Below are 26996 nucleotides of genomic sequence, written 5' to 3' on the forward strand. Positions count from 1 at the left end.
ATGTTTGATAATCAGGATAGATAAGATATAAAGCTTATAGTATATAATGTGGATATGTTATGAAAGGATGTTTTTTAAAGCTGTTTATGAATAATATTTTCAAATGTTTTTGTGGATCAGTTTGGTCTTATCAATTATAGAATGATTCATTATCAATTAAAATAACGCGGTTGGATTATATCACATGTTATCTCGGTTAAGGCATTTATTTATTGATTCCTGGTTTGGGCGAATTCTCGTCGCACTCATATTTATTGTATTTGTTGGATGGGGCGTCAGTGACATATTCATGAATGTCTGGAACAATGGCCTTAATGGTGATCCTAATGTTGTTGCCAAGGTTGGTGATAGAAAAATTTCTGTAATGGAATTGGATAACCTTTCCCAAAAGCAAATATACCAAGAGGCTATGAAAGAGGGATATTCGGATATTTCCCAAATTCCACCCATAGTTAAAAATATGACAATTAATCAAACGTTGCAGCAGCTGATTTTGCAAAATATTTTGATTAATAACGCTCATTCATTGGGGCTTAATGTGCCTGATACGGTGATTAGAGATACAATCTGGAATATGCCTGAATATCAAACAGATGGAAAATTTGATCGTGAAAAATTCAATTTGCAGTTAAAAGCGGCAAATATATCCGAAAAATATTTTCTTTCCATGGTTCGGGATCAAATATCCATTCAAAACATGATTGATCCAATTGTATCGGGGGTTAAAGTTTCTGATAGTTTTGTGCAGCCCTATTATCAATTTTTGAATCAGACGCGAAAATTATCTTTTGTTTCAGTGCCATATAGTCATTTTCATTCAGGAGAAACGCCAAAGGAAGAAATATTGAAGCGTTATTATGACAATCATTTATGGGAATTTAAAATCCCTGAATATAGAAGGGTAAAAATTGTCATTCTATCGCCTGACACAATAGCTAAAAGTCTGGAGATTGATGATAAAAGTTTACATCAAGCCTATGAATACAAGAAAAAGCAATTTGTTCATTCTGAAGCCAGAAGTTTTCAAGTCTTGACTTTTAACCAGCAAAGTCAGGCGCAGACAGCATCTGTATATTGGCGTCATCAAAACAACTGGGAAAAAATACAGGAGTATGCGCATAATAATCAAGGAACGGCTTTGGAAATGACAGGTTTAGAAAAAACGGCAATTCCTTTGCCCGAACTGGGTAATGAGGTTTTTAATGCAAATCCTGAAACAGTGACAGAACCATTCAAAACAACTTTAGGTTGGTCGGTAGTTAAAGTAACCCGGATACTACCTTCCAAAATTGTTAGTTTTGAACAGGCCAAATCACAATTGAAAGTTGAAATTGCAAATGAACAAGCCAAACAGGAATTGGGAAGTCGTGTTTCCAAATTACAGAACATTTTGGCAGAAGGAAGTAGTCTTGATAAAATTACATCTGATATAGGTGCTGATGCAGTGGAAGGAACAATTAATGAACAGGGATTGACCCTTAATGGAGAACAGGCACCTATACCAGCAAGTGGAAAATTCAGACAGAATATGTTGACCAAAATTTTCTCAACTGCCAAAAATACCTATCCTTCTGTGATAGATGGCGGAAATAATTCATATTATGCATTTTTAATTGAGGATATATTGCCTGCTCATGAGGAACCTTATGATAAAGCAAAAAACAAGGTTATAAAAGCCTGGCAAAATGCAGATATTTATCATCAGGCAAATATTGCCGCTACAGACATATATAAAGCTGTTTTTGTTCAGAAAAAGAAACTTGAAGAAATAAAGTCAGGTTTTCCCTTACAGTTAAGTCAGGGATTTACTAGACAAAAGCCAGCCCAGAATCTATCGCCAGTATTGCAGAATGCAGCTTTTTCAATGAAACTTGGGGATGTCACTATGATTGAATCAAATGATGGTTTTGTGGTGGCAAGTTTGAATTTGATTGAAACACCGCAATCGAAAAATGATCAGGACAACTACCAAATTTTGAAAGATAAATTAGCTCAGTCTTTACAAAACGATATTGAGGCTAGTTATGCAATATCATTAGAACAATCAAGTAAACCCACAATCAATAAAAAAGCGCTTGACGCGTTAATTGATCAGCTGAGCCATTAACTCAAAAGGGATTAAGATTTCGTGTTGAATGAAGATTTTCAGATTAATCAACAAAAAACAGTAATATATTCAATTAAATCAGCTGATTTACTGACCCCTGTTGCTGCTTTTTTAAGATTATCCGAATTGGTTGGAAAGAATCTGACCAATATTTTTTTGCTGGAAAGCGTGCAAGGAGGAATAAACAAAGCACGTTATTCCATTATCGGTTTATTTCCCGATTTGATATGGAAATCTATAGATGGAATTGCCTATATTAATCGAAATCCATCAGACAATGCGGAAAATTACATTAAGGAAAATAAAAAGCCTCTGGAATCTCTGCGTGCATTGATTTCTGAAAGCCAATTAGAAATTGATATGGATATTCCACCCATGGTTGGTGGGATCTTTGGATATTTGGGATATGATATGGTCAGACAGATGGAAGATCTGCCCAATCCTCCGGCCAATGATCTTCATTTGCCTGAAGGAATCATGATCAGACCTTCTGTTTTTGCAATTTTTGATGCTGTTAAGGACGAACTGATTTTGGCGGCACCTCTAAGGGATACGTCAGACAAAACAGAATTTCAGGCAAAAAAAAACTTGCAAAAAATTCAAGAAGCATTGGCTGAGCCTTTTCCTTTAGAGCAAAAAACTTCGAATATCAATCCATTAACATTACCAAAACCGCAATCAACATTAACCAAAGATCAGTTTAGGGATATTGTTCAAAATATCAAAAAATATATTTATGATGGTGATGTCTTTCAGGTTGTCCCCAGTCAACGCTTTTCTGTTCCTTTTGCTTTATCACCAGTATCATTATATCGTGCGTTAAGACGAATCAATCCGGCACCTTTCTTGTTTTGTCTTCAACTTGAAAATTTTGCCCTGGTTGGCTCGTCACCTGAGATTCTTGTCAGGTTGAGAGGTGGAAAAGTAACGGTTCGCCCCTTGGCGGGTACTCGTCCAAGAGGTAAAAGTTATGAAGAAGACCTCAAGTTAGAAAAAGAATTATTGGCTGATAAAAAAGAATTGGCCGAACATCTTATGCTGATTGATTTGGGTCGGAATGATGTTGGGCGTGTCAGTGAAATTGGAAGTGTAAAAGTAACAGAAAAATTTGTTATTGAACGATTTAGCCATGTAATGCATATTTCATCAAATGTTGAAGGTAAATTGCGTAAAGGGCTAACCGCTCTGGATGCTTTGATTGCCGGTTTTCCAGCTGGAACATTAACGGGAGCACCCAAAATAAGAGCGATGGAAATTCTTGATGAGGTAGAACCAACACGCAGAACAACCTATGCAGGATGTATTGGCTATTTTGGAGCGGATGGAAGTATGGATACCTGTATAGGATTGCGAACAGCTCTCATTAAAGATCAGCATATGTATGTTCAAGCAGGGTGTGGGGTGGTTGCTGACAGCGATCCGGAAGCAGAATACCAAGAGACAAAACATAAGGCAAAAGCATTATTTCGTGCCGCTGAAGAGGCTTGGCGTTATACGTTTACCAACAAGAATTTTTCTAAAAAAGCAAATTAATCATATGCTTTAATCAAATTTTTGGAATTCGAAGAAATCATGATTTTACTTATCGATAATTATGACAGTTTTACATATAATCTCGTCCAATATCTTGGTGATTTGGGATGTGACTGTCAGGTTTACAGAAATGATTCAATCTCTGTAAGTGAAGCCATATCATTAAAACCCGAGGCAATTGTTATCTCACCTGGCCCTTGTACACCTTCTGATGCAGGGATATGTTGTGAATTGATTAAAAGTGCCGCATCAAGAATCCCCATTTTGGGTGTTTGTCTTGGACATCAGGCTATTGGGCAGGCATTTGGAGCCAAAATTATCAAGACAAATCCCATGCATGGAAAAATTTCTAAAATCAAACATGATGGAAGGGGAATATTTAAGAATTTGCACAATCCCCTAAAGGTAACTCGTTATCATTCTTTAATTATTGAAACGGAAAGTCTCCCTGATGATTTTAATTTAACGGCATTCACCGACGATCATATATTAATGGCTTTGCAACATAAAAGATTTCCTTTATATGGTGTGCAATTTCATCCAGAAAGCATTGCTTCTGAACAAGGTCATGATTTATTGAAAAATTTCCTTTTTTTATCAAATGAATGGAATGAAAAAAAGTCATTGAAAAACAGGATTTAACTTTGTCTTTTACACATATTTTACAACAAGCCTTACAAGGACAAAAGTTTTCTACGGAAAAGTCCTATGAAATTTTCGAACATATATTTTCTGGTAATGTTCCAAATGCTCAAATAGCGGCTTTTTTAATAATATTACGAATGCGGGGTGAAACGGTTGAAGAGCTTTTAGGGGCTGTTCAATCAATGCGTCAACGCATGCTGTCCATAAAACTGATTGATGATGAAACAATTGATGTATGTGGAACAGGCGGAGATGGACGCAGCACTTTGAATATTTCTACTGCTGTCAGTTTTGTTCTGGCCGCTCTTGGAATACCGGTTGCCAAACATGGAAATCGGGCACAGTCATCCAAAAGTGGTGGTGTTGATGTACTATCTGCTCTGGGTATTATGCCAGAGGATGATTTTGAAGTTATTGAAAATAATTTGCGTGATAATAAATTGGCTTTTTTATCGGCCTTTATTCATCATCCGGCTCTTAAAGAAATTAATATCGTACGTAAAGAACTTGGAATTCGGACTATATTTAATTTACTGGGTCCTTTATCCAATCCTGCAAATGTTTCATATCAAATGATTGGGGTATATCATGAAAAATGGTTGTATCCTCTAATCAAGGTCTTGCAAAAACTGGGTTCAAAACGGGTATGGGCTGTTCATGGGTTTATTGATCCCAATAAATCCGAACACGGTGTTGATGAAATTACGTTGGCAGGACCATCAACGATACTGGCCCTGGAAAATAACAGGATTGTACCGGTTGATTTAACATTGTCCACTATGGAAGCGGCCGGTCTGAGACATACCCCACTTACAGAGATACAGGGTGGAACACCTTCCGAAAATGCGAAGGCATTGCTGGATCTTCTTTATGGTGAAAAAGGTGCCTATCGTGATACAGTCTTGATAAATACCGCTATTGCGCTACATATTGTAAAAGGTTATTCTTTGATAAATTCACATGGTGAAATTGATCCTTGTATCTTGAAGAGACTTATAAACCAAGCGTCTGAAGCGATCGATAGCGGTAAGGCTTTATCAGTTCTTCGGGCCATACAAAATGAAAACCATTTTTAATTAGACAATATCATGAATGACGAAGAAAAATCCAATTCCGTTTTGAATGCCATTTTGCAATCTGAAAATCATCCTTCTGATGTATTGGAGCGAATTTGTGCAAGAACAAGAGCCGAAGTTGCAAAAAGGGCGGAAATAAAATCCTTCAAGGATATTATTCGAGAAGCAAAAAATAAAAATACGCCAACTCGCGGTTTTGCTAAAATAATAAAAGACCAGGTGGCAAAAAAACAGATTGGATTAATTGCTGAATGTAAAAAAGCGTCTCCATCTGCAGGAATTATTCGTCCTGACTATGATCCGGCGATGATCGCGGTTCAATATGAAAATGCAGGAGCTTGTTGTTTATCCGTTTTGACAGAAAATGCATATTTTCATGGAAATAATGAGGATCTAAAAATTGCAAGAGATGCTTGTTCCCTTCCTGTTCTACGTAAAGATTTTATTCTTGAACCTTATCAAGTTTACGAAAGTCGCGTGATTGAAGCAGATTGCATCTTATTGATCATGGCCGCACTAAAAGATAAGGAAGCGGCCGCCTTACTGGAATTGGCTACATGTTTGGAGCTGGATGTGCTTGTAGAAGTACATGACAGGGAAGAATTGAACAGGGCGCTGGCATTGGATGTTTCTCTTATTGGCATCAATAATAGAAATTTGAAAACTCTGAAAACGGATATATCGATAACTCAACATCTTGCTCCATTGGTTCCTCCTGACCGTATTATTGTTTCAGAAAGTGGATTAAAAACGTTTGAGGATATTCAGGCTGTCCAGAAAGTTGGAGCTGGTGCAGTATTGGTGGGTGAAAGCCTATTATCACAAAAAAATGCAGGGGCAGCGGCCAGAAATCTATTAGGAATTAAATAAAATTGTTTTATGTTGTTTTGCGTATCTGTTTTTTACAATCGGGAATATGATCTAAAATGACTGTAAAACGTATTGTAGTTCGTCATCAGACAGTTTTATCTGGTGAGAATATTGCGAAACTTCCTAAACCGGCGTGGATTAAAACAAGGATTAAACATAGTTCCAGTTTTAATGAAACGGATACCTTGCTTCAGAGTTATCAACTAAATACCGTTTGTGCAGAGGCTGCTTGTCCAAATATTGGTGAATGCTGGTCAGAGGGTCACGCAACAGTAATGATTTTGGGAAGTATTTGCACAAGAGCATGTAAGTTCTGTAATGTTGCAACGGGAAAACCTGATCCAATTGATCATGATGAACCATCAAAAATTGCTGATATGGTTCAAAAATTAAAATTGCGTCATGTTGTAATTACATCTGTTGATCGTGATGATTTAAAAGATGGTGGGGCCTCCCATTTTGCAAATGTTATCAAGGCTATAAGAAATATTTCTTCAACTGTTACAATTGAGGTGCTGACACCTGATTTTCTCAGAAAAGATGGGGCGATGGCTGTTATCAGCGCAGCCAAACCCGATGTTTTCAACCATAATATGGAAACAGTTCCACGTTTATATCCATCCATTCGTTCAGGCGCCCGTTATTTTCAATCAATGCGAATTTTGCATGAGGCAAAAATACTGAATCCGTCCATATTCACAAAATCGGGGTTAATGCTTGGTCTGGGAGAAACAAAGGAAGAAATCATTCAAGTTATGGATGATTTAAGATGTGCTGAGGTAGATTTTTTAACATTGGGTCAATATTTACAACCCTCTTCCAAACATGCACCTGTTGTGGAATATATTCATCCTGATGAATTTAAAGAATTGGAAAAATTGGCTAAATCAAAAGGTTTCTTAATGGTAAGCGCTTCTCCTTTAACACGTTCATCCTATCATGCCGATGCGGATTTTACGGTGTTGAAACGTAAACGGTATGCATTGCATTAAGCTGTTGTGTATATAACAAAATATTCTGGAGTGATGATTGATGCCTACGCATACCGAACAACGTTTAATTAACCATACACCCGAACAAATGTTTGATCTGGTTGCCGCGGTTGATTTATACCCAGAATTTTTGCCTTGGTGTAACGGAGCGTATATTCGATATAAGGATAGTGAACTTTTACTCGCTGATTTAAAAGTCGGTTTTGGACCTTTTACCGAGGTTTTTGGTAGTCGTGTTGAGTTATATCGTCCTGATAAGATTGAAGTGACCTATGATCGGGGTCCCTTGAAATATTTAAGTAATCATTGGGTTTTCCTACCCGATGAAAAAGGATGCACAATTGATTTTTTTGTCGATTTCGAGTTCAAGTCAAAGCTAATGCAAAAAGCTATGGGATTGATCTTTCATGAAGCGGTCCAAAAAATGGTTTCCGCTTTTATCAAGCGTGCCGATGATATCTATGCAACAGCATAATAATTTTTTATTATGGATGCCAGTTTAAGCCCATAATGAGGGATTATTTACTTTCCTGATTGTAGCTATTTAAATGATAATAAAGTATAATGAAACTGTGACTAATAACACAAATAAACATGAACTGATTTTTATTAACTAAAAATAAAAATTAAAATGTTGATTATATATATTAAAGGATAGAATCATGAATTCTACATTTAAATTATCTCTAATGGCTGCTGCTTTTGCCTTTGCTTTACCTGCTACAACAATGGCGGCAACGCATGTTCATCATGCTTCTCATGTTGCCAATCATAAAGTAAGACATGGTAAGTCTCATAAATCGAGACATCATCATTCTGCCTATAATCAAGATAAAGACAGCCAAAATCAAGCCACGCGTGATTTGAATGCCCGTAGCTTGCAGACTGCACAATCAGTAAATCGTGATCCCAACACTGGTGTACTTGCTCCACAAAGTCCAGCGGGTCAACAACCCTCAACACCTGTTGTGGGACAACCTCCTATGCAGTCCTCTCCCTCTGTAAATGGACCAATTAACGCTTCGGCACCTCCTACAATGGGGGCACCTGTTGGACCCGCGAATGCGCAGGGTGCAGTCAATCCAAATAATATGCCTCCTGCAAATTAATTCTATATAAAATTGGTTTATCAGCAGATCTTTTAAAATGATCTGCTGATAAGAAATAAAAAATCTATACCCAAGTAAAATGTTTTTTAATTAATACCAAAGCGTTTATGGTGGCCTGAAATCGAATTTCATCTCGATTACCGTAAAAATTGTTTTTTTGTACAACAGACTGATGACCTGATTGTTTAAATGCTATCCAGACCAATCCTACAGGTTTATTAAAAGAACCACCATCTGGACCTGCAATACCCGTTACTGAAACAGCACAATTGGCATTGGGTGTTTTTTTTAATGCTCCATGAACCATTTCTCTGGCAACTTGTTCACTGACTGCACCAAATTGGTTTAGGCTGTTTTCTGAAACGTCCAGAATATTTTTTTTCATTTCATTGGAGTAGGTGATCAGTCCACCCTCAATATAGTGCGAAGAACCCGCTAAATTGGTGAGACTAGAACAAATCAGGCCAGCTGTACAACTTTCAGCTGTGACAATTTTTAAAGGAAATTTTTGTGATAGCAAAGCGATATCCTGACAAAGCTTATCACATTTATTTTTCAATAATGTCATATTCATAAACAAATTCCCTTTATTGATAAACTAAGAGGCTCTATTTATTTATATTGGTTTGGTAAATCATTATATTTTCCATTACATGCTGAACATAATTTCTTGTTTCTGTATATGGAATCATTTCAATCCAATCTATCATATCAGTATAAGTTTGTACTGAATTATTTTCTGATGAATTTAACCAGTTTTTCACACGGTTGGGTCCAGCGTTATAACTCGCGATTGTGAAAACGAGATTATTATCAAATCTTTCCATCAGTTTTGCTAGATAGGCGGTACCCAAACGAATATTGTTGTCAGCAACAATAAGATTGCCAGGGTTACCCATATTAAGGGGTATTTTTTTCTGATGACACAATTCACGAGCGGTTGAGGGAAGAAGCTGCATAAGACCATATGCATGGGCACGACTAACAATAACTGGATTAAAGCTACTTTCTTGGCGCATAATTGCCAAGGATAAACCCGAAGGTAACCTTTCGTTTGCAAGTGATTCATAAGGTCTTGGCCAGCCATTTTTCAAAAATATATAACCTTTTGCTGCAGCTTGACGAGATATGGTTACAGCATTGTCCGGTAAATGTATCTGATTGGCATAATTTGCACTAATGATCTGATTTGCAATATCAAAATGTAATTTGTTATAGGCTGCTAAAAAAGGACGGGCATGATTATAATCACCCTGTTCAATCAAAATTTGAGCCGCTTGTATTAACTCATTGTTTTTAAAAAAAATATATTGAGAATTGGAAGAGGAAGCTTCCTTGATATTGGTAAGATATGTTTGAAGAATTTTTTGTAGGGAATTTGGATTTAATAGTAAATTCTGAACATTCAAATGGTGTAGTTGAGCAATGGAAAGTTGTCCATAGAATGTAACCGGATATTTAGAGGCCGCCCTCCATGCCTGATTTGCCTCATTGTTATTATTATTTGCTTGATAGGCACGTCCAAGCCAATAATATCCACGAGACTTGATTGATATGTTATTGGATTGAATTAATTTTTTAAAATAATCTATTGATTTCAAAGCATTATTCAGTTTTCTTAATTGTATCCACCCCCCCAAGAATATTTCATCTTGTTGACATGAGGATGGATTGCAACTGGCATCCGTAATTAATGAAGCCGCCTGTTTAATATTATTATTTTTCAAAAAGTCACGAATAAGATTGTTTCGCTCAAACCAAAAACGTTTTTGGTTTGATTTCAATTCTTCATTTAATCCAGTAAACCGCCAATATTTCAAGGCTTTTTCTTGGCGGTTCTGTAAACGTAACCATCTTAGACGATTGTATATTAGACTTGTATCATTTAAATCGGATTTTGAAAGTTTACTTAGATAATTTTCCGCATCTTGTTGTTTTTTTCTAAACGCAAGACGTGCCAAAGCCAAATTGCTTTGTTCTGAGGTAAGATACTTAACCTGACGGGACGCTGCAAGTGTTAAACCCGCGTTTTCCAGCCTATCAAATCGGTTCCAATTGTCTTGTTTGGTGAAATATTGTTTATAAGCAGATAAAATATCTTGTTCATCAGCAGGTAAATTGATGGAGAATATCCATGCTGATCGAGCTTTTTGAATTAATTCAGGTCTAACCTCAGTTTGTTGTGCACAAAATTTAAGAGCAGATGCCTTTTTTATGGGTTGGGTTTTACAAATGTTTGAAATGGCATTTTTATCTGTCTCATTCAAAAGTTGCTTTTGCATACGATCTAAGAGAACATTTTGATTGGGCCATGTCGGATTGTTGGTTATGAAATCAGCATAGGTTGTTGCTGAAAAGTCATTTGTCTGAAGTAATTGTAAGTATAGATTGAGCTTATCGTTTATTTTGAGATTTTTGCCGGTTTCGTGAGATAAAGAAACGGCCAGTTTTTGTGAAGGAGAGACATGACTGGATCTTGTTTGCACTGAATGACTCTGGCTGCAGCCAATAGATGATAAGGATATAAAAGTTAAAATTGAAATGAAAGGTATTTTATTTTTGTTATTAATCAAAAAACTCATTAAAATTATCCTTATAAGTCTAAAATTTAACCCAATAGATTGTATAGCTGCACACCACCTTTATAGATAAGTTCGATAGCAACACTTAAAATAACCAATGCACCGATCCATGCAAGCCATTTATAACGGTTCAATAATTTTGCGATATAGGAAGCTGCCATTCCCATCAAAGTAACGGACAGGAAAATTCCTCCCGCCATTAACCATAAATTGTTTCCTGCAGCACCTGCAACACCTAAAATATTATCGAGACTCATTGAAATATCTGCAATAATGATACTTCTTATGGATTTTTTTAAAGTATTATGAATCGGTGGGGTGATATTGTGTTTATCATGATTGGAATTTCTTATTCCATCAACTATTTCCCAGCAGACCCATAAAAGAAGGAAACCACCGATCAAATTCAGTCCGGGGATCTTTAGGAGATACTGTACAACAAGAGCAAACATTATCCGGATAATTGCGGCCGCTCCCAATCCCCAGAATATTGCTTTTTTTTTCTGACTTTCGGGTAATCCATTCACCGCCAGACCGATTGCGATGGCATTATCTGCTGCAAGCGTTATATCAAGCAGGATTATCCGAATAAGACCGATAAAAATGGAAAGGATATAATCAAGCATCGGGAATTAATTACTTTCATGATGATTTAACTTAATTTTATTCAAAATAAGGCTGGACGAATTATATAAAATCTATGATATAAACTTTTTTTAAGCTATCGGAAAGAAGAAAGGAAACCAGAGAATGATTCCACGTTATAGCCGTCCTGAAATGACTTCTATATGGGATGCTGAGAATCGTTATCGTATTTGGTTTGAAATTGAAGCTTTGGCTTGTGAAGCAATGTCGAATTATGGGTATATCCCGGCGGATTCAGCAAAAAAAATTCGACAGAATGGGGATCACGCAATGGCCACATTCAATAAAGAGGATGTCCAGGCTATTGATGCAATCGAAGCCAAGGTTCGTCATGATGTTATCGCTTTTTTAACATGGTTGGCAGGAAAAATAGGGGAGGATAGTCGTTTTGTTCACTTGGGAATGACATCTTCTGATGTGTTGGATACATGTCTCTCTGTTCAGTTGACACAAGCTGCTGACCTTTTGATAAAAGATCTTGACCGAGTTCTTGAAGCTTTAAAGAAGCAGGCTTATGACCATAAATATACCATGACCATTGGTCGAAGTCATGGGATACATGCCGAACCACTAACCTTTGGTTTGAAATTGGCTGGATATTATGCGGAGTTTAAACGGAACAAGGAACGTTTGACCGTTGCCCGTAAGGAAATTGCCATTTGCGCCATATCTGGTGCCGTCGGTACCTATGCGCATATTGATCCACGGATCGAGGCTTATGTCGCCGAACATTTGGGACTGCAAAAGGAACTCGTGTCAACACAGGTTATTCCTCGAGATCGGCATGCTGCCTTTTTTTCAACCTTGGCTATTATTGCAAGTTCTATTGAACGTCTAGCAATCGAGATAAGACATTTGCAACGCTCTGAAGTGCGTGAGGCGGAAGAATATTTCCATCCTGATCAAAAAGGGTCTTCCGCAATGCCTCATAAACGCAATCCCGTTTTATCAGAAAATTTAACAGGATTGGCAAGAATTGTAAGATCACATGTTATACCAGCACTTGAAAATGTAGCATTGTGGCATGAAAGAGATATCAGTCATTCTTCAGTGGAAAGAATGATTTGTCCTGATGGAACCGTAACTCTTGATTTTGCCTTGAATAGATTGGCAGGAGTTATGGAAAAACTGGTTGTTTATCCTGACCAAATGAAGGCAAATCTTGAAAGTCTTGGAGGTGTTGTTCATTCTGGTGAGGTATTGCTGGTATTGGCCAAGGCAGGTTTATCACGAGAGGCGGCCTATCGTATCGTTCAACGGTGTGCCATGGCTACCTGGACAAAATTGAATACAGCAGATGGAAAAACATTCAGGGAAAATCTGGAAAATGATCCAGAAATCATGGGGAAAATCAGTCCTGAGGTTCTGGATAAAGCCATGGATGGCAGTATGCATACAAAAAATCTTGATTATATTTATGCGAATGTTTTTGGTGAAACCGGGCCTATACCAGAATAAACATTCTTGAATAAAAGAGCTTGTAAATCCAGTAATTCTCGCAATATTATAGATTTAAGTTCATATAATATTTGCTTGTATTTCAAGTACTTATTATTTCAATTTATTTTAATCACATTGTAAAATTAAGGGACATAATGACCCGTCGGCGAAAAATTTATGAAGGTAAGGCAAAAATTCTTTACGAAGGACCTGAACCTGGAACAATTGTTCAATATTTTAAAGATGATGCAACGGCTGGTAACGGTGCAAAAAAGGGTACAATCACGGGGAAGGGTGTATTGAATAATCGCATAAGCGAATATTTGATGTTGCAGCTTGCTGAAATTAATATACCTACCCATTTTATCCGTCGTTTGAATATGCGGGAACAACTGGTAAAATCTGTTGAGATCATTCCCTTGGAAATTGTGGTCAGAAATGTTGCGGCGGGTAGTATTGTCAAACGTCTGGGATTGGATGAGGGGAAAAAACTTCCCCGTCCCATTGTCGAATATTATTTGAAAAATGATGAACTGAATGACCCACTGGTTCTGGAAGATCATATTACAACATTCAATTGGGCGACCTTGCAGGAAATGGATGAAATCGTAAGTTATACTTTACGTATCAATGATTTTCTCAGAGGATTGTTCGCGGGTATCGGAATCAAGCTGATCGATTTCAAGCTTGAATATGGACGTTTATGGAAAGATGATGAATTTCATATCGTTTTGGCAGATGAAATCTCACCTGATAATTGTCGTTTTTGGGATATGGCAAGTGGTGAAAAACTTGACAAGGATCGCTTCCGTCGTGATCTTGGTAAAGTGGAAGAAGCCTATCAGGAAATCGCCAAGCGATTGAAAATTATTCCTGAAAAAAATTTTGAGGTTATAGAAAGTAGCAATCCGGAGCATATGGAATGAAATTACGTTTGATTATTCAGTTGAAACAGGGTGTGCTCGATCCACAAGGTAAGGCGATTAACCATGCATTGCATAATCTGTCTTTTAATGAAGTAAAAGATGTACGCGTTGGACGTGTAGTCGATCTTGAATTATCAGAAATGTCAGTAAGTGAAGCCAAAAAAAAGACAACTGAAATGGCTCAAAATTTATTGGCTAATAGTGTTATCGAAGATTTTGAAGTCGAGGTTTTATCATGAGTATAGGTAAGAAAATATTATTTACTGTATCCGGTATCGCTTTGTTAATGGCTTGCGCAAATACAACAGTGCAGGCGCAAAGAGTGAGTAAAGTTAAAGCTGCCGATTTTCTGCAATTATGTCAAAAATCACAGACGGTTAGGGCATGTAATATTTATATTAGCGGTATTGCTGATTCTGTCGCATTTTCAAAAGTCTATGCCAAAAATGAAGGCGATCCCAAGGCACCGGCCGGTTTTTGCATTGATCCCTCCGTATCTGGCAATGAAATGCGTCAAAAAGTTATTGATTATATGAAGACACATCCAGATCAATTGAACCAGCCAGCAGGAGCGACTGTCTTTAGTGCTTTGCATGAATCTTATCCATGTAAAAACGCATCTGTTGGGGTAAGGTAATGAAAATAGGTATCGTTGTTTTTCCAGGTACCAATCGTGAACGAGATGTTGTGATTGCCTTTGAACAGGTAACGGGTGTAACTCCCGTTATTATTTGGCATCGTGAAACAACTTTACCTTCTTTGGATATGATCGTTTTGCCTGGTGGATTTAGTTATGGGGATTATTTGCGTTGTGGTGCAATGGCGGCACATTCACCAATAATGAGAGAAATCTGTGATTTTGGGAATAAAGGGGGATATATTCTTGGAATTTGTAATGGTTTTCAGATTTTGACCGAGGCCAAATTACTTCCCGGTGCTTTGCTACCGAATGCAAGCCTAAGATTTTTATCTCGTGATTGTCATTTAAAGATTGAACGAAATGATACCGCTTTTACATGCGGGTGGAATAAAGGTGATGTTTTCAAGACAGCAACTGCGCATGGAGATGGAAATTATTTTTGTGATTCAGAAACCTTAACACAGCTTGAAGGAGAGGGACAGATTGCCTTCAGATATAGCTCAGCAAATGGAATTGTAAATCCGGAAGATAGACAGTTAAACCCAAATGGCAGCATTAATGCCATAGCTGGTATTGTAAGTTTGAATGGAAGAATCTGTGGAATGATGCCTCACCCTGAAGATATGGTGAATCCCTTAATGGGAAGTGAAGATGGAAAACCTTTATTCCAGGGTATTATGGAGACCTTGGCTTGATGAGTAAGATACAAAAATTGGTTGTAAATGAAGCTTTGGCAAAACAGTTCGGTTTATCTGCTGATGAATATCAGAAAGTCTTGTCTATCATGGGGCGTACACCCAGCCTGACCGAATTGGGTATTTTTTCGGTCATGTGGTCAGAACATTGCTCTTATAAATCTTCCCGTGCATGGTTAAGAAATCTTCCGACAAAAGCTCCATGGGTTATTCACGGTCCAGGTGAGAATGCTGGTGTTGTCGATATTGGCGAGGGTTTGGCGGCGGTTTTTAAAATGGAAAGCCATAATCATCCCTCTTTTATTGAACCTTATCAAGGTGCGGCAACAGGTGTTGGCGGTATCTTGCGTGATGTGTTTACCATGGGTGCACGACCGATTGCCAACCTGAACGCTTTACGATTTGGTAGCCCCGATAATCCCCAGACTCGTCATATTGTGGATGGAGTGGTTCGGGGTATCGGAGGATATGGAAATTGTGTAGGTGTTCCTACAGTCGGTGGAGAAGCCAATTTTCATGAAAGTTATAACGGCAATCCGCTTGTCAATGCAATGACGGTTGGAATTGCAAGAAAAGACCGTATATTTTTATCAGCTGCAGCTGGGGTAGGTAACCCTGTAATTTATGTTGGTTCCAAAACGGGTCGTGATGGCATTCATGGGGCAACAATGGCTTCTGCGGAATTTGATGAGGATTCAGCATCAAAGCGGCCTACCGTCCAGGTTGGAGATCCATTTGTTGAAAAATTGCTGATTGAGGCCTGTCTAGAATTAATGGCAACGGATGCCATTGTTGCCATCCAAGATATGGGCGCTGCTGGTCTGACCTCATCGGCTGTGGAAATGGCCGGAAAAGGTGGTGTCGGTATTGAGCTGAATTTGGATCACGTTCCGCAACGTGAAGACCAGATGACAGCATATGAAATGATGCTTTCCGAAAGTCAGGAAAGAATGCTGATGGTCTTGCGTGCAGATCGAACGGAGATTGCCAAGCAAATTTTCGAAAAATGGGAGTTGGATTTTGCTATTATTGGACATCTGACGGATACGGGACGTATTGTTATCAAACATCATAACCAGACAGAAGCTGATATTCCCCTTGCACCCCTGGCTGATGAGGCACCACTTTATAAACGACCATCCTCCAATTATCCTGCACCACAACCTATCGCGCCTTTAAATATTACTATCGATATTGAAAAATCCGTCATAAAATTGCTGGGTTGTGCTGATTTGGCATCCCGTTCCTGGATATGGGATCAATATGACAGCACGATTGGCGGTCAGACAGTCTATCGTCCAGGACAAGGTGATGCAGCGGTGGTAAAGGTTGATGGTCATCATTTAGGTCTTGCGTTAACAACAGACTGTACACCCCGTTACTGTCAAGCCGATGCATATCAGGGTGGAGCACAGGCTGTTGCCGAAGCATGGCGCAACATTACCGCAGTAGGTGCCAAACCACTGGCAATAACCGATAATTTAAATTTTGGTAATCCGGAAAAACCTGAAATAATGGGACAGATTATTGCTGCTATTGAAGGTATGAAAGATGCCTGTAACGCACTAGATTTTCCTGTTGTCAGTGGAAATGTTTCACTTTATAATGAAACACGTAATGCACAAAATGAAAATGTTTCAGTATTGCCTACACCTGCCATTGGTGGTTTAGGTGTTATTGAAGATATTTCAAAATCAGTGGGTAACGCTTTACAGAAAAATTACAAACTTGTTCTAATCGGTAAGACGGAAGGTCATTTGGGTCAAACACTATGGCTCAGGGAAATTATGGGACAAGAGGCAGGTTACCCACCACCTGTTGATTTAAATACCGAACGTCTCAATGGTGATTTTGTTCGCACCATTATTAACCAGGGACTAGTTGCAGCTTGTCATGATGTATCTGATGGTGGTCTTCTTATTTCAATTGCTGAAATGGCAATGGCAGGAAATACCGGTTGCACGCTTGATGTTCCTGAAAGTGGTATGCGACCAGAAGCCTATTGGTTTGGTGAAGATCAGGGACGTTATATTGTCATGACTTCTGATGCCGATTTAATTATATCAAAAGCAAAAGAACAGGGTGTTGCCGCAAGATTAATAGGGTATACTGGTGGGGATAGCCTTGTCATGCCATCAGGTGCCATGATTACAATTGCAAGAATGAAAGCTGCGTCCAAGTCCTTCTTTGAAAATTTAATGAAAGTTTAAAGATGAATATTTCAGAAATTAAAGATCGCTTAGTCGAAGTATTTCCTGATGCTATTATTGATGTTGGTGCATTGAAAAATGATGGAAGACATTTCTATTGCAAGATCAGCGCTAAAGAATTTGATGGATTAAGCAAAGTTCAGCAACATCAGCTTGTCTATAAGGCATTGGAAAATTATATGGATAAAGATTTACATGCCTTGGCTTTACAAACGTCTGTATTAAAATAATCTAATCAAGGAATTATACAATAAATGAGTAATCCGTTATTTCAACAAATCCAAAAAGAAATCGATAACAATCCTGTTGTTCTTTTCATGAAGGGTACAGCAGACTTTCCAAGTTGCGGTTTTTCTGCAAAAGTGGTTCATATTCTTTCTGATATGGGCGTTTCCTTCAAGGATGTAAATATTCTTGAAAATGATGAATTAAGGCAGGGATTAAAGGAGTTTTCCAGTTGGCCAACTTTTCCTCAGCTTTATGTCAAGGGAAAGCTTGTCGGTGGTTGTGATATTGTTCGCGAGATGTATGCCACTGGCGAATTGAAAACCCTTTTTCAGGATGAAAATATTATCAGCAAGTAAATAGTAGAATTTTTACAACGCAAGAATAAAAATTCTATTTTATTTCTTTTTATTCTTGCTAAATTATCCTTTAATGTGTTTCTTGATATCTAGGTTGGTATTTGGTTTAAGGGTCTGGGATAATGATAAAAAATGTAAAAAAAACTTTTTATTGGGTTTTAGGGATTACAATATTAGGATGTTCAACGCCTTCTTTTGTTAAGGCACAACATATTGTTACGGAATCGGAAGCTGGTAAGTTAACCCTTGCATCCCTTACGGCTGCACCTATAGTACATCATTACCGTTCTGTCAAACGTACTGTGAGAAAATCAAGACATCCAATGTTAAGGAATGTTGCCTATCACACGAGTTCAAAAAAAAGTTATTCATCATTGGTTCATAAAATTTCCTACAGACAAAAAAATCTAGGAAAAATGAGGGTAAGAAACGCTCTATATAATGTTTCATCCCATAAAAAATCTAAAGCTCGTCGTCATCGCAGCTAATAAGCGGTAATATTTTCAAGATGTTCAATTCGATTTTGAGAATCTAGTATAATATAATCAAATTGAACATTGTTGATATTATTCATGTTATATGTTTCAAGATAACAATTCGCGGAATTAATCAATCTTTGTTTTTGTCTATTAGTAAGAGCGAAAAGAGCTTTACGCAAGGTTTTTCTTTTTTTTACTTCCACAAACAATATATAGTCAGCACGTTGTGCAATTAAATCAATTTCTCCAAATGGACAGCGGTATCTTTGATTCAATATGTTCCAGTCAAGTTTTTTTAAATAGCTCGCTACTTTTTCTTCAGCAAATAATCCAGCAGAATAATTTTTATTGGTGAAAGAATAAGAATTAAAATCGTTTTGACGATTACTAAATTTGATCATAATTAAAACATAACATAATTAAAATAGAATAAAAATATATGTTGTTAATTATTTGGAATGGAATTTTATGACTGCCTTTTATACTTATCTGTTTTTTATTGATGTCAAGCAAGATTGGGTAATGGCGGTTCTAAGATTATTTTTATTAATAGTGGTTACATATCATGTTTTGAAACATGTGAGAGATACCAAAGCTGCAATAGGATGGATCGGATTCTCGTGGATAATGCCAATTACGGGTTTTATTCTGTATTTTATGTTTGGTATAAATCGTGTTACCCGAAAGGCACAAAAATTGGCCACACACAGGCCTTGGCATCATAAATTTACCAAAAGCAATTTTAATTATACAGTTCAAGGTCATTTTTATCCATTGGCTAAAGTTGTAGAAAGCTTTACACAAAGGGCATTATTAAAGGGAAATAATATTGATATATATCATAATGGGGATGAAGCCTATCCCGTTATGCTGGAATCAATAAATTCTGCAAAAAGTTGCGTTTTCTTATCCTCTTATATTCTTAAAAGTGATGATATTGGCAGGAAATTTGCCGATGCAATAATCAGGGCACATGAAAGGGGCGCTGTTGTCCGTGTACTTGTCGATGGAATAGGTAGCGGTTATTTCTATTGTCCCATTGCCAAATATTTAAAAGCTCATGGCGTTCGTATAGACAGGTTTATGCATACATTTCTTCCCTGGAAAATGGCGTTTATAAACCTAAGAACTCATAAGAAGATTTTGGTGGTAGATGGAAAGATTGGGTTTATAGGAGGTTTAAATATCGCTGCTGTAAACGTGTTATCAAAATGCCCTAAAAATCCGGTTTCAGACACTCATTTTAGAGTAAAAGGCGCCATTGTTCATGAATTAACCGAAGCTTTTTTGCAGGACTGGTTTTTTATTACATCGGAAAAGCTGGATGATAAAAAATTTTTTCCAGAAGTGAAAGAGGAAGGAGATATGGTATGTCGTATTATAACCGCTGGTCCTGATTCAGATATGGAAAAAATCAAATATACAATGATGCAGGCAATAAGTTTGGCGCGTAAATCAATAAGGATTATGACCCCTTACTTTTTGCCAGATGACCGTTTTCTATCATTGTTATGTATGGCTGCCATTCGAGGGGTGGAAATTGATATAATTACCCCTGAACAAAGCAATCAGTTTTTGGTTGATTGGGCCAGAAACATAAACAATAAATTACCCTTACGTTATGGATGTAAAATCTGGTTGGCCAAACCTCCTTTCAATCATTCCAAACTGATGGTTATTGACCGTTTATGGTCCTTTGTGGGTAGTTCAAATATTGACATGCGCAGTTTAAGATTGAATTTTGAAATCAATATGGAAGTTTATCATGAAAAATTTTCAGAAAAAATTGACGATTTCATTATATTGCATAAAAACAAGCTATTAAAATTAAAAGAGCTTGAAAAAAGATTCTTTTTGGTAAAATTAAGAGATGCTACCACTCGATTGCTGCTTCCATATTTATAAGACTGGACGTAGTATCACCATTATTGGATGATGATCGGATGTAAATCTGGATAAAACCTGACTTGCAATACATTCCATACCCTTGATCAAGCAACGATCGAGACGAATTGGCACAAGATTGACCATTTTATGTGTTGGTTCATTGGGCCCAACATCTCTGAATCCATGTAATAATGCGGGACCAATCTGGTTAAAGTCACCTAAAACTGCAGCGTGATCAGGTAGAATACCGGCAAGAGCCTGTAATTGTTTACGGTTCAATATCTGACCATGGGATAGGTGGACATTAGCTATCCAGAAATTTCCATAATCGATCAATTGGGCAACACGTTTGATTAACGTGCCTCGGGGTAAATCGCAAATCGTGGGTGGCGAAAAAAATGGGTAAGGACTCCAGCAAGCAACACCATGAATTCTGCCAGGTAATGGAAAACGACTGTAATAACCACCAACAAGATCGGGTAAAATATTAATTTCCTCTGTTGCTTCCTGCATTAACAATAAATCAGGTTTGTGATTATTGATCAAATAAGCAACGTCATATGGAGATGCTCCAATTTTTCTTAACAAATTCCAGCTGATAATTTTCATTTGAGAAAATATTTTAGGAATGTTAGGAATTTTGTAATGTGGCGTAATTGAAAGGGTCATGAATTGATATTCTTGGATAGTTATCTGATAATATAATTAATATTACTACCTATTTCTGATCCAACAAATTTAAGAATTAATCTTTGTGTTTCAATATATAAGAATTTTAGTAACATTTTTGGGATAATTAATTATCGATAACAATTACTAATTGGCAAATATTATAAAGTATGAATTTCAATTATTGCTAACAGTATTTAAATATAAAAATATGACAAATCTTTATAAAATGATTTTTCAGTAAGTAAAAGATTTTTTATCAAAAAGGTTAAAGCATGTCTTATATATCATCTGAAGAATTGGCCGTTTCCTATGGATGGAAAATTTTGTCAACATTTTTGGTCCAAATAGGTAGACAGACCTACTCATTACCCGAGAAAGGTGTGTTTGTAAATGATCCGCTCGCACGGGGATCGACAGTTATATATCCTTCAGTTGAGGCTATGCGTCGTTCGGAAAAAGGTAAGTATGAACATGAAACGCTTTATGGAGCAATGGGTTCACCAAATCAGCATCAGCTTGAGCAAGTTATTGCCCAAATTGAAGGAGGATCACATTGTCAAGTAGTATCATCGGGTTTGGCGGCTTGTACTATACCTCTATTAGGTTTTTTGTCGTCAGGTGATCATTGTTTGATAATTGACAGTATCTATGGTCCAACCAAACGGTTTGCAGAGACTGTTTTGGAAAAATTTGGAGTTGAAATCAGCTACTACCCTGCTGATTGTAATCTTGGTGAAATTGAAACCTATATTCAGAACAATACGAAATTAATATTTACGGAAAGTCCCGGTAGTCATAGTTTTGAAATTCAGAATATTGCCGGTACGGCTGAAATAGCTCATAGATATGGAGCTAAACTAATATTAGACAATACATGGGGAATAGGTATATTTAAGCCTTTCGAGCATGGAGTGGATATATCTGTTCAGGCATTAACAAAATATGCCAATGGTCATTCAGATTTAGTACTTGGTGCCATTACAGTTAAATGTGATGATGACTGGCATATTTTAAGGGATTATGCTGTCGCCATGGGAGAGGTGGCAGCGCCAGATGTATGCTGGTTAACATTGCGTGGGTTGAGAACTATGGCAGCGCGACTCGAAAAACAATCAGTGACCGGATTAAAAATTGCACACTGGTGCAGTCGGCAACCTTATGTTGAGCGGGTTCTTCATCCCGCATTGCCAAGTTGTTATGGGCATGAATTTTGGAAACGAGATTATACAGGTGCAAGCAGTGTATTTGGAGTGGTTTTCAAAAAAAATATTATTTTGCAAAAAGTTATTGAAATGATTAATCATCTTAAAATTTTTTCAATTGGTGCTTCTTGGGGGGGATATGAAAGTCTGGTTTTACTCACTGATGGAGAGATAAGAAGGAAATATAAAAGCAGAACTTTAACTGGTTCGGCTTGTAGGTTTCATATCGGTTTAGAAAATGAAAATGATTTGATTGAAGATTTAAAACAAGCTTTTGATAAAACGTTAAAATAGATTACGTTTTCGATAGGACAACGCTTCAGTAATACTAGAAATATCAATTTCATCCTTTTCTGAAAGATCTGCGATTGTAAGAGCCACCCTCAATAATCTTGTGATGCCTCGGGCAGAAAGGCGTAATTGCACTGAAGCTTTTTCTACTATTTCCGCCACCGAGGCAGATAATGATATTTGATTATTATTTAATTCACAATTTAAATTGTTCTGTCTTTCAAATTGTTTTTCTCTGGCTTTTTTTACACGTTTTGCAACCTTTACACTTTTTTCACCATTCGGTATGGAAACGATATCGAGTGGTTGTATCGGTTCAATATAGGTAACAATATCGATACGATCCAATAATGGACCAGAAATCTTACGAGTATATTCTTCACCACAGCGGGGGACACGATGACACTCACGTTCTGTATCGCCCATATATCCACATCGACAGGGATTCATTGCGGCAATTAATTGAAATTTCGCAGGGAAAGTTATATGATTCATCGCTCTGGCAATAGATATTTTACCATTTTCAAGCGGTTGTCTTAATGCTTCAAGACTGTTCCTCGTAAATTCAGGAAATTCATCCAAAAATAATATTCCATGATGAGCCAAGCTTATTTCACCCGGTTTCACTTTTATTCCTCCTCCAGTTAATGAAACTTGACTGGCAGAATGATGAGGGTTTCGAAAGGGAGGTTGTTTGATAGGGACAGAACCGTTTAATAATCCCGCAGCACTATAAATACGAGTAACCTCTAAAGATTGTTGTACGGTTAAATCAGGTAAAATGCTGGGCAATCTTGTTGCAAGCATGGATTTGCCAGATCCTGGCGGCCCAATCATCAACATTGAATGCCCACCTGAAGCGGCAATTTCCAGGGCACGTTTTGCACTTTCCATACCTTTGATATCAAACAAATCATAATCATGGGAGGTTTTTGGAGACTGTAACATTTTAGGAGGCGTTAAAATCTGTTTTCCTAAAAAATGCTGGATGATTGAAAGCAGATCGGGAGCAGCAAGTATATCTATATCTCCACCCAATAGGGCTTCGCTTCCTTGTATGGCTGGACAAATCAAACCTTTTTCTTGAGAAACAGCTCCAATAGTTGCTGAAATTACATTGTTGACAGCACTAATTTTTCCATCAAGTGATAATTCGCCAACAGCTGCATAATTCAATAACATTTCTTCAGGAATAATATCCAAAGCGACCAACAGTCCCAATGCAATAGGCAAATCATAATGAGTACCCTCTTTAATAATATCGGCTGGAGAAAGATTTATCAAAATCCGTTTCGGTGGTAAGGCTATGCCCATTGAAATAAGGGCGGCCTTAACACGTTCACGGGATTCAGTCACGGCCTTATCAGCCAGACCAACAATTGTAAATGCCGGTAAGCCTCGAGAAATTTGAACCTGAATTTCCACAGAAATAGGATCAATACCAGAAAAGGCAAAAGTTGATATTCTGGTTATTGACATTATAGAATATGGATCCTGCCTTTAAAATTTTAATTAATTACAACTCATTTGGACGATAAAGGATTCGAGCCCTGATCGTTCCCTCGAGATTGCGTAAGGCTCGCAAAATTTCAATATCAACTTCCTTATCCCCATCGGTTGTTGCCTCAATGACAACATAACCCACTTCACCATCCGTCTGTAAATATTGAGCGGAAATATTGGCGTTGACCTTGGTAAATATGTTGTTAATTTTTTGCATGATGCCAGGAATGTTTTTATGAACATGCATATATCGTGTGCCTTTTAAACGGATTGGCAACTGAACCTCTGGAAAATTTACGGCACTTAGGGTTGAACCGACATCCGAATATTCAATAAACTTATTTCCTACTTCCCGACCAATTCGTTCTTGCGCCTCGATTGTGGATCCACCGATATGAGGTGTTAGGATAACATTATCCAATCCGCGTAATGGTGAAGTGAATTCCTCACCTTTAACTTTGGGTTCTACAGGAAATACATCAATTGCCGCACCTAAAAGATGATTGGATTTCAATGCTTGTACAAGGGCATCAATATCAACAACCTGTCCTCTAGCGTTATTGATAAGAAATGAACCGGGTTTCATCAAGGCTATCTCTTTTTCGCCTATCAGATTGATAGTGCCTTTATTATGAGGCACATGCAGGCTAACAATATCACTTATCTGTAAAAGATCTTTCAATGATTGGACAGGACGCGCATTTCCATGACTTAACTTATCAACTATGTCATAATATATAACCTGTAATCCAAAAGATTCGGCTAAAATTGATAATTGTGATCCGATGGATCCATATCCCACAATTCCTAAAGTTTTTCCTCTTACCTCCCAGCTGTTTATACTGCTTTTGTCCCATAGCCCTTTATGACATTCGGATGAGCGAACAAAAATGCGCCTTAAAAGCATGACGATTTCACCCATTACCAATTCCGCCACCGAACGGGTATTGCTGAAGGGGGCATTAAAAACAGGAATACCCAGATTGCGTGCAGCATTAAGATCAACTTGATTTGTTCCTATGCAAAAACATCCAATAGCAATCAGTTTATCGGCTTCATCCAAGATTTCTTTGGTTAATTGTGTACGGGAGCGAATACCGATTAAATGTACACCTTTGATCGCTTTTTTTAAAGCATCACCCTCCAAGGCTGTCTTAAGATAGGTAATGTTGTTATACCCATTCTTTTTTAATAAATCGACGGCACTTTGATGAACACCTTCTAATAAAAGAATATGAATTTTGTCTTTGGGTAATGATAGATGTGAATTCATTAATTTTCTCTTTAATATATAGAAACTAAAAATTTAAAATTTTGATAACGTCCTGTTTTAAGTCTGGATCACCCAAAGCTAGCACAGATTTATTATTGTTTTGAAGAGATAGGGAATTTCCATTCCAGTCGGTTATTGATCCTCCGGCTCCTTTTATGATTGGAACCAAGGCCGCCCAATCCCAAATTTTATTGCCATATTCAATTATGAGGTCAATTTGACCCAATGCCAATAAACCATATGCGTAACAATCTCCACCCCAGCTCATTCTCTTGATTTTTTGGCATAATGATTTCCAACGGGTGTTTGGAGAATGATCAAGGATTTCAGGTGCAGTGCAAGAACCTTCGGCTATGGAAAGGTCAATACATTTTCTTGTACCTATATGACCACCAAATTCAGAAATAAATTGGCTTTCATACCCTTCAAGACCGATCCAGCGCTCTTTGAGTATCGGTTGGTCAATGATTCCCAATACAGGATTACCCTCATACAATAAGGCGATTAATATTCCAAATAAGGGACGGCCTGTTATAAAAGCCCTGGTTCCATCAATTGGATCTATAACCCATTGAAATTTGGAATTTATATTATCTGATCCATATTCCTCTCCAATAATTCCAAAATCGGGTGTTTCTTGTTTTAGGATTTGTCGGATTGTTTGTTCGGCTTCACGATCGGCTTTTGTTACAGGGGATTCATCATATTTGTCATCTGCATGAATTGAATGTCTAAAATAGGGACGAATAACTTTTTGTGCCTCTTGAAGGGCATGTTCAGCAATCTGAAGATAAGAATTTAAATTCTTCACTATATTTTCCTGATTAGACAATAGGTGATAAAGGTAAAAAAATTAATTGATTTATAATTTTAACATTAAAATTGTTGGAGCATAAAGATTATAAAACCTATTGTTTGAAATCAATAAAATTTAAAATATTATAATTTTTCAAAAATTATTTTTTGGGTTAAGCATAGTTACAATTTATTGCATATGCAAATGGTTCTTTATTTTAGTTTTTTTATTTTTGTCCTGATGGAGGATTATTGCCTGTCAGAGAATTTAGATATGCAATAACATCCGCCCGATCCTTATTTGATGAAAGACCACCATAAGCCATTAGAGTAGCGGGAGCAAAAGCGAGTGGTTTGGCAAGCCATTTATTTAGATTTTCCACAGTCCAGTATTCGTTTTCATGTATTTTAAGCGAGGAAGAGTAATTAAAGTTTGGACTGGAGGCAATTTTTTTATTTTTGATATTAAAAAGTGAAGGCCCTATTTTATCAGGTTCACCCTGTCTGAAACTGTGGCATACTCCGCATTGTTGTGAGGCAATGATTTTTCCTTTGCCTATATCGGCGGTTTTGAGATCAATGGTTTCTTGATTTTCACTAGCATATACTGATGATGTAAGCGGTGAGTAAGGAATCAAAATCTTACTTATCAACCAGCTACCAAACAATATTCCACAGGATATGACACAAGCTGCAGCTATACGGTTCCAGTCAAAACTATCCATTTTATTTTTCTTTGGTTTCTTGAATAACAACTATGATTATTAAATTGATTATAGAATAAAAGCTTATTATTAATAATACAACATAAAGAAAAACTGATATATATTTTTTATAGAG

28 protein-coding genes are annotated in these 26996 nt (G+C 37.2%); 19 read left to right on the forward strand and 9 right to left on the reverse strand.

The window, feature by feature from the left end:
• The first annotated feature begins 184 nt into the window (after positions 1-184).
• The 8 genes from H3R33_RS03480 (at position 185) to H3R33_RS03515 (ending at position 8332) form a co-directional block, all read left to right on the forward strand.
• A complete protein-coding gene (locus tag H3R33_RS03480; RefSeq protein ID WP_198185314.1) occupies positions 185-2107 on the forward strand; it encodes a peptidylprolyl isomerase in 1923 nt (640 codons plus the stop codon).
• A gap of 21 nt (positions 2108-2128) precedes the next feature.
• On the forward strand, positions 2129-3640 hold the full coding sequence (gene trpE, locus H3R33_RS03485; protein ID WP_198185315.1) for an anthranilate synthase component I: 1512 nt from the start codon (positions 2129-2131) through the stop codon (positions 3638-3640).
• A 39-nt stretch (positions 3641-3679) separates the two neighbouring features.
• Entirely contained in the window at positions 3680-4282 is a 603-nt protein-coding gene (locus H3R33_RS03490; protein ID WP_198185316.1) for an aminodeoxychorismate/anthranilate synthase component II, read from the forward strand.
• Positions 4283-4284: 2 nt separating this feature from the next.
• A complete protein-coding gene (trpD, locus tag H3R33_RS03495; protein ID WP_155565479.1) occupies positions 4285-5361 on the forward strand; it encodes an anthranilate phosphoribosyltransferase in 1077 nt (358 codons plus the stop codon).
• A gap of 12 nt (positions 5362-5373) precedes the next feature.
• Positions 5374-6231 carry an indole-3-glycerol phosphate synthase TrpC gene (gene trpC / locus H3R33_RS03500; protein ID WP_122123602.1) on the forward strand — a complete coding sequence of 286 codons (858 nt, stop codon included), beginning with the start codon at positions 5374-5376 and terminating at the stop codon, positions 6229-6231.
• A 56-nt stretch (positions 6232-6287) separates the two neighbouring features.
• Complete coding sequence (lipA, locus tag H3R33_RS03505) at positions 6288-7223, forward strand: lipoyl synthase (RefSeq protein WP_198185317.1); 936 nt, start codon at positions 6288-6290, stop codon at positions 7221-7223.
• Between the two features lie 40 nt (positions 7224-7263).
• On the forward strand, positions 7264-7698 hold the full coding sequence (locus tag H3R33_RS03510) for a type II toxin-antitoxin system RatA family toxin (RefSeq protein WP_110438018.1): 435 nt from the start codon (positions 7264-7266) through the stop codon (positions 7696-7698).
• A 187-nt stretch (positions 7699-7885) separates the two neighbouring features.
• Positions 7886-8332, forward strand: coding sequence for a hypothetical protein (locus H3R33_RS03515; protein WP_198185318.1), 447 nt, complete (start codon positions 7886-7888; stop codon positions 8330-8332).
• 64 nt (positions 8333-8396) lie between these two features.
• Here the strand turns inward: H3R33_RS03515 and H3R33_RS03520 are convergent, their stop codons facing one another.
• The 3 genes from H3R33_RS03520 to H3R33_RS03530 are packed head-to-tail and all read right to left on the reverse strand — an operon-like array spanning position 8397 to position 11540.
• Positions 8397-8906, reverse strand: a complete 510-nt coding sequence (locus H3R33_RS03520; protein WP_198185319.1) for a CinA family protein — start codon at positions 8904-8906, stop codon at positions 8397-8399.
• A gap of 34 nt (positions 8907-8940) precedes the next feature.
• On the reverse strand, positions 8941-10914 hold the full coding sequence (locus H3R33_RS03525) for a lytic transglycosylase domain-containing protein (RefSeq protein WP_198185320.1): 1974 nt from the start codon (positions 10912-10914) through the stop codon (positions 8941-8943).
• A 26-nt stretch (positions 10915-10940) separates the two neighbouring features.
• Positions 10941-11540, reverse strand: coding sequence for a YjbE family putative metal transport protein (locus H3R33_RS03530; RefSeq protein ID WP_198185321.1), 600 nt, complete (start codon positions 11538-11540; stop codon positions 10941-10943).
• Between the two features lie 124 nt (positions 11541-11664).
• Between H3R33_RS03530 and purB the strand changes: the two genes are divergently transcribed.
• The 9 genes from purB (at position 11665) to H3R33_RS03575 (ending at position 18542) form a co-directional block, all read left to right on the forward strand.
• Complete coding sequence (gene purB, locus H3R33_RS03535; protein WP_198185322.1) at positions 11665-13017, forward strand: adenylosuccinate lyase; 1353 nt, start codon at positions 11665-11667, stop codon at positions 13015-13017.
• A 137-nt stretch (positions 13018-13154) separates the two neighbouring features.
• On the forward strand, positions 13155-13925 hold the full coding sequence (gene purC, locus H3R33_RS03540; RefSeq protein ID WP_110438012.1) for a phosphoribosylaminoimidazolesuccinocarboxamide synthase: 771 nt from the start codon (positions 13155-13157) through the stop codon (positions 13923-13925).
• Positions 13922-14164 carry a phosphoribosylformylglycinamidine synthase subunit PurS gene (gene purS, locus H3R33_RS03545; RefSeq protein WP_198185323.1) on the forward strand — a complete coding sequence of 81 codons (243 nt, stop codon included), beginning with the start codon at positions 13922-13924 and terminating at the stop codon, positions 14162-14164. The genes purC and purS overlap by 4 nt, the downstream gene beginning before the upstream one ends.
• Entirely contained in the window at positions 14161-14562 is a 402-nt protein-coding gene (locus H3R33_RS03550) for a Rap1a/Tai family immunity protein (RefSeq protein ID WP_155568119.1), read from the forward strand. The genes purS and H3R33_RS03550 overlap by 4 nt, the downstream gene beginning before the upstream one ends.
• The gene (gene purQ / locus H3R33_RS03555) at positions 14562-15260 is read left to right on the forward strand and encodes a phosphoribosylformylglycinamidine synthase subunit PurQ (protein ID WP_198185324.1); all 699 of its coding nucleotides are present in this window, start codon (positions 14562-14564) and stop codon (positions 15258-15260) included. The genes H3R33_RS03550 and purQ overlap by 1 nt, the downstream gene beginning before the upstream one ends.
• On the forward strand, positions 15260-17470 hold the full coding sequence (gene purL, locus H3R33_RS03560; RefSeq protein ID WP_198185325.1) for a phosphoribosylformylglycinamidine synthase subunit PurL: 2211 nt from the start codon (positions 15260-15262) through the stop codon (positions 17468-17470). Before purQ ends, purL begins: the two co-directional genes overlap by 1 nt.
• 2 nt (positions 17471-17472) lie before the next feature.
• The gene (locus tag H3R33_RS03565) at positions 17473-17700 is read left to right on the forward strand and encodes a BolA/IbaG family iron-sulfur metabolism protein (protein ID WP_110438007.1); all 228 of its coding nucleotides are present in this window, start codon (positions 17473-17475) and stop codon (positions 17698-17700) included.
• Between the two features lie 24 nt (positions 17701-17724).
• Entirely contained in the window at positions 17725-18054 is a 330-nt protein-coding gene (grxD, locus tag H3R33_RS03570) for a Grx4 family monothiol glutaredoxin (RefSeq protein ID WP_155565467.1), read from the forward strand.
• A gap of 122 nt (positions 18055-18176) precedes the next feature.
• Entirely contained in the window at positions 18177-18542 is a 366-nt protein-coding gene (locus H3R33_RS03575) for a hypothetical protein (RefSeq protein ID WP_198185326.1), read from the forward strand.
• Here H3R33_RS03575 and H3R33_RS03580 read toward each other — a convergent pair.
• Complete coding sequence (locus H3R33_RS03580; RefSeq protein WP_110438004.1) at positions 18539-18934, reverse strand: YraN family protein; 396 nt, start codon at positions 18932-18934, stop codon at positions 18539-18541. The genes H3R33_RS03575 and H3R33_RS03580 overlap by 4 nt on opposite strands.
• Before the next feature lie 67 nt (positions 18935-19001).
• Here H3R33_RS03580 and cls point away from each other — a divergent pair, with 67 nt between their 5' ends.
• Positions 19002-20438: a cardiolipin synthase gene (gene cls, locus H3R33_RS03585; RefSeq protein WP_198185327.1), complete on the forward strand. Its 1437-nt coding sequence runs from the start codon at positions 19002-19004 to the stop codon at positions 20436-20438.
• Here the strand turns inward: cls and H3R33_RS03590 are convergent.
• Positions 20433-21089, reverse strand: coding sequence for an endonuclease/exonuclease/phosphatase family protein (locus H3R33_RS03590; RefSeq protein WP_155566812.1), 657 nt, complete (start codon positions 21087-21089; stop codon positions 20433-20435). The genes cls and H3R33_RS03590 overlap by 6 nt on opposite strands.
• A 275-nt stretch (positions 21090-21364) precedes the next feature.
• Between H3R33_RS03590 and metC the strand changes: the two genes are divergently transcribed.
• Positions 21365-22588: a cystathionine beta-lyase gene (metC, locus tag H3R33_RS03595; RefSeq protein WP_198185328.1), complete on the forward strand. Its 1224-nt coding sequence runs from the start codon at positions 21365-21367 to the stop codon at positions 22586-22588.
• On the opposite strand, the gene H3R33_RS03600 is transcribed toward metC, so the two are convergent.
• From H3R33_RS03600 to H3R33_RS03615, 4 genes are all read right to left on the reverse strand, one after another.
• Positions 22580-24064, reverse strand: coding sequence for a YifB family Mg chelatase-like AAA ATPase (locus H3R33_RS03600; RefSeq protein WP_198185329.1), 1485 nt, complete (start codon positions 24062-24064; stop codon positions 22580-22582). The two genes, metC and H3R33_RS03600, sit on opposite strands and share 9 nt — an antisense overlap.
• Before the next feature lie 37 nt (positions 24065-24101).
• Positions 24102-25361 carry a phosphoglycerate dehydrogenase gene (serA, locus tag H3R33_RS03605; protein WP_198185330.1) on the reverse strand — a complete coding sequence of 420 codons (1260 nt, stop codon included), beginning with the start codon at positions 25359-25361 and terminating at the stop codon, positions 24102-24104.
• A gap of 25 nt (positions 25362-25386) precedes the next feature.
• Positions 25387-26172 carry an inositol monophosphatase family protein gene (locus H3R33_RS03610; RefSeq protein ID WP_347401041.1) on the reverse strand — a complete coding sequence of 262 codons (786 nt, stop codon included), beginning with the start codon at positions 26170-26172 and terminating at the stop codon, positions 25387-25389.
• 211 nt (positions 26173-26383) lie between these two features.
• Complete coding sequence (locus H3R33_RS03615; RefSeq protein ID WP_122123584.1) at positions 26384-26881, reverse strand: cytochrome c family protein; 498 nt, start codon at positions 26879-26881, stop codon at positions 26384-26386.
• Positions 26882-26996: the final 115 nt, after the last annotated feature.

The organism is Commensalibacter sp. B14384M2, assembly GCF_016101865.1.
Taxonomy (GTDB): Bacteria; Pseudomonadota; Alphaproteobacteria; order Acetobacterales; family Acetobacteraceae; genus Commensalibacter; species Commensalibacter melissae.

Bases quoted from the DNA above. Each gene is read 5' to 3' on its own strand.
- H3R33_RS03490 (WP_198185316.1), top strand. From the start codon at position 3,680: ATGATTTTACTTATCGATAATTATGACAGTTTTACATATAATCTCGTC.
- purS (WP_198185323.1), top strand. From the start codon at position 13,922: ATGAAATTACGTTTGATTATTCAGTTGAAACAGGGTGTGCTCGATCCA.
- cls (WP_198185327.1), top strand. From the start codon at position 19,002: ATGACTGCCTTTTATACTTATCTGTTTTTTATTGATGTCAAGCAAGAT.
- H3R33_RS03565 (WP_110438007.1), top strand. From the start codon at position 17,473: ATGAATATTTCAGAAATTAAAGATCGCTTAGTCGAAGTATTTCCTGAT.
- trpC (WP_122123602.1), top strand. From the start codon at position 5,374: ATGAATGACGAAGAAAAATCCAATTCCGTTTTGAATGCCATTTTGCAA.
- purB (WP_198185322.1), top strand. From the start codon at position 11,665: ATGATTCCACGTTATAGCCGTCCTGAAATGACTTCTATATGGGATGCT.
- metC (WP_198185328.1), top strand. From the start codon at position 21,365: ATGTCTTATATATCATCTGAAGAATTGGCCGTTTCCTATGGATGGAAA.
- H3R33_RS03600 (WP_198185329.1), bottom strand. From the start codon at position 24,064: ATGTCAATAACCAGAATATCAACTTTTGCCTTTTCTGGTATTGATCCT.
- purL (WP_198185325.1), top strand. From the start codon at position 15,260: ATGAGTAAGATACAAAAATTGGTTGTAAATGAAGCTTTGGCAAAACAG.
- H3R33_RS03580 (WP_110438004.1), bottom strand. From the start codon at position 18,934: ATGATCAAATTTAGTAATCGTCAAAACGATTTTAATTCTTATTCTTTC.
- H3R33_RS03525 (WP_198185320.1), bottom strand. From the start codon at position 10,914: ATGAGTTTTTTGATTAATAACAAAAATAAAATACCTTTCATTTCAATT.
- H3R33_RS03515 (WP_198185318.1), top strand. From the start codon at position 7,886: ATGAATTCTACATTTAAATTATCTCTAATGGCTGCTGCTTTTGCCTTT.
- H3R33_RS03530 (WP_198185321.1), bottom strand. From the start codon at position 11,540: ATGCTTGATTATATCCTTTCCATTTTTATCGGTCTTATTCGGATAATC.
- serA (WP_198185330.1), bottom strand. From the start codon at position 25,361: ATGAATTCACATCTATCATTACCCAAAGACAAAATTCATATTCTTTTA.
- purC (WP_110438012.1), top strand. From the start codon at position 13,155: ATGACCCGTCGGCGAAAAATTTATGAAGGTAAGGCAAAAATTCTTTAC.
- H3R33_RS03550 (WP_155568119.1), top strand. From the start codon at position 14,161: ATGAGTATAGGTAAGAAAATATTATTTACTGTATCCGGTATCGCTTTG.
- purQ (WP_198185324.1), top strand. From the start codon at position 14,562: ATGAAAATAGGTATCGTTGTTTTTCCAGGTACCAATCGTGAACGAGAT.
- grxD (WP_155565467.1), top strand. From the start codon at position 17,725: ATGAGTAATCCGTTATTTCAACAAATCCAAAAAGAAATCGATAACAAT.
- H3R33_RS03480 (WP_198185314.1), top strand. From the start codon at position 185: ATGTTATCTCGGTTAAGGCATTTATTTATTGATTCCTGGTTTGGGCGA.
- H3R33_RS03590 (WP_155566812.1), bottom strand. From the start codon at position 21,089: ATGACCCTTTCAATTACGCCACATTACAAAATTCCTAACATTCCTAAA.
- H3R33_RS03615 (WP_122123584.1), bottom strand. From the start codon at position 26,881: ATGGATAGTTTTGACTGGAACCGTATAGCTGCAGCTTGTGTCATATCC.
- H3R33_RS03520 (WP_198185319.1), bottom strand. From the start codon at position 8,906: ATGAATATGACATTATTGAAAAATAAATGTGATAAGCTTTGTCAGGAT.
- H3R33_RS03575 (WP_198185326.1), top strand. From the start codon at position 18,177: ATGATAAAAAATGTAAAAAAAACTTTTTATTGGGTTTTAGGGATTACA.
- H3R33_RS03510 (WP_110438018.1), top strand. From the start codon at position 7,264: ATGCCTACGCATACCGAACAACGTTTAATTAACCATACACCCGAACAA.
- lipA (WP_198185317.1), top strand. From the start codon at position 6,288: ATGACTGTAAAACGTATTGTAGTTCGTCATCAGACAGTTTTATCTGGT.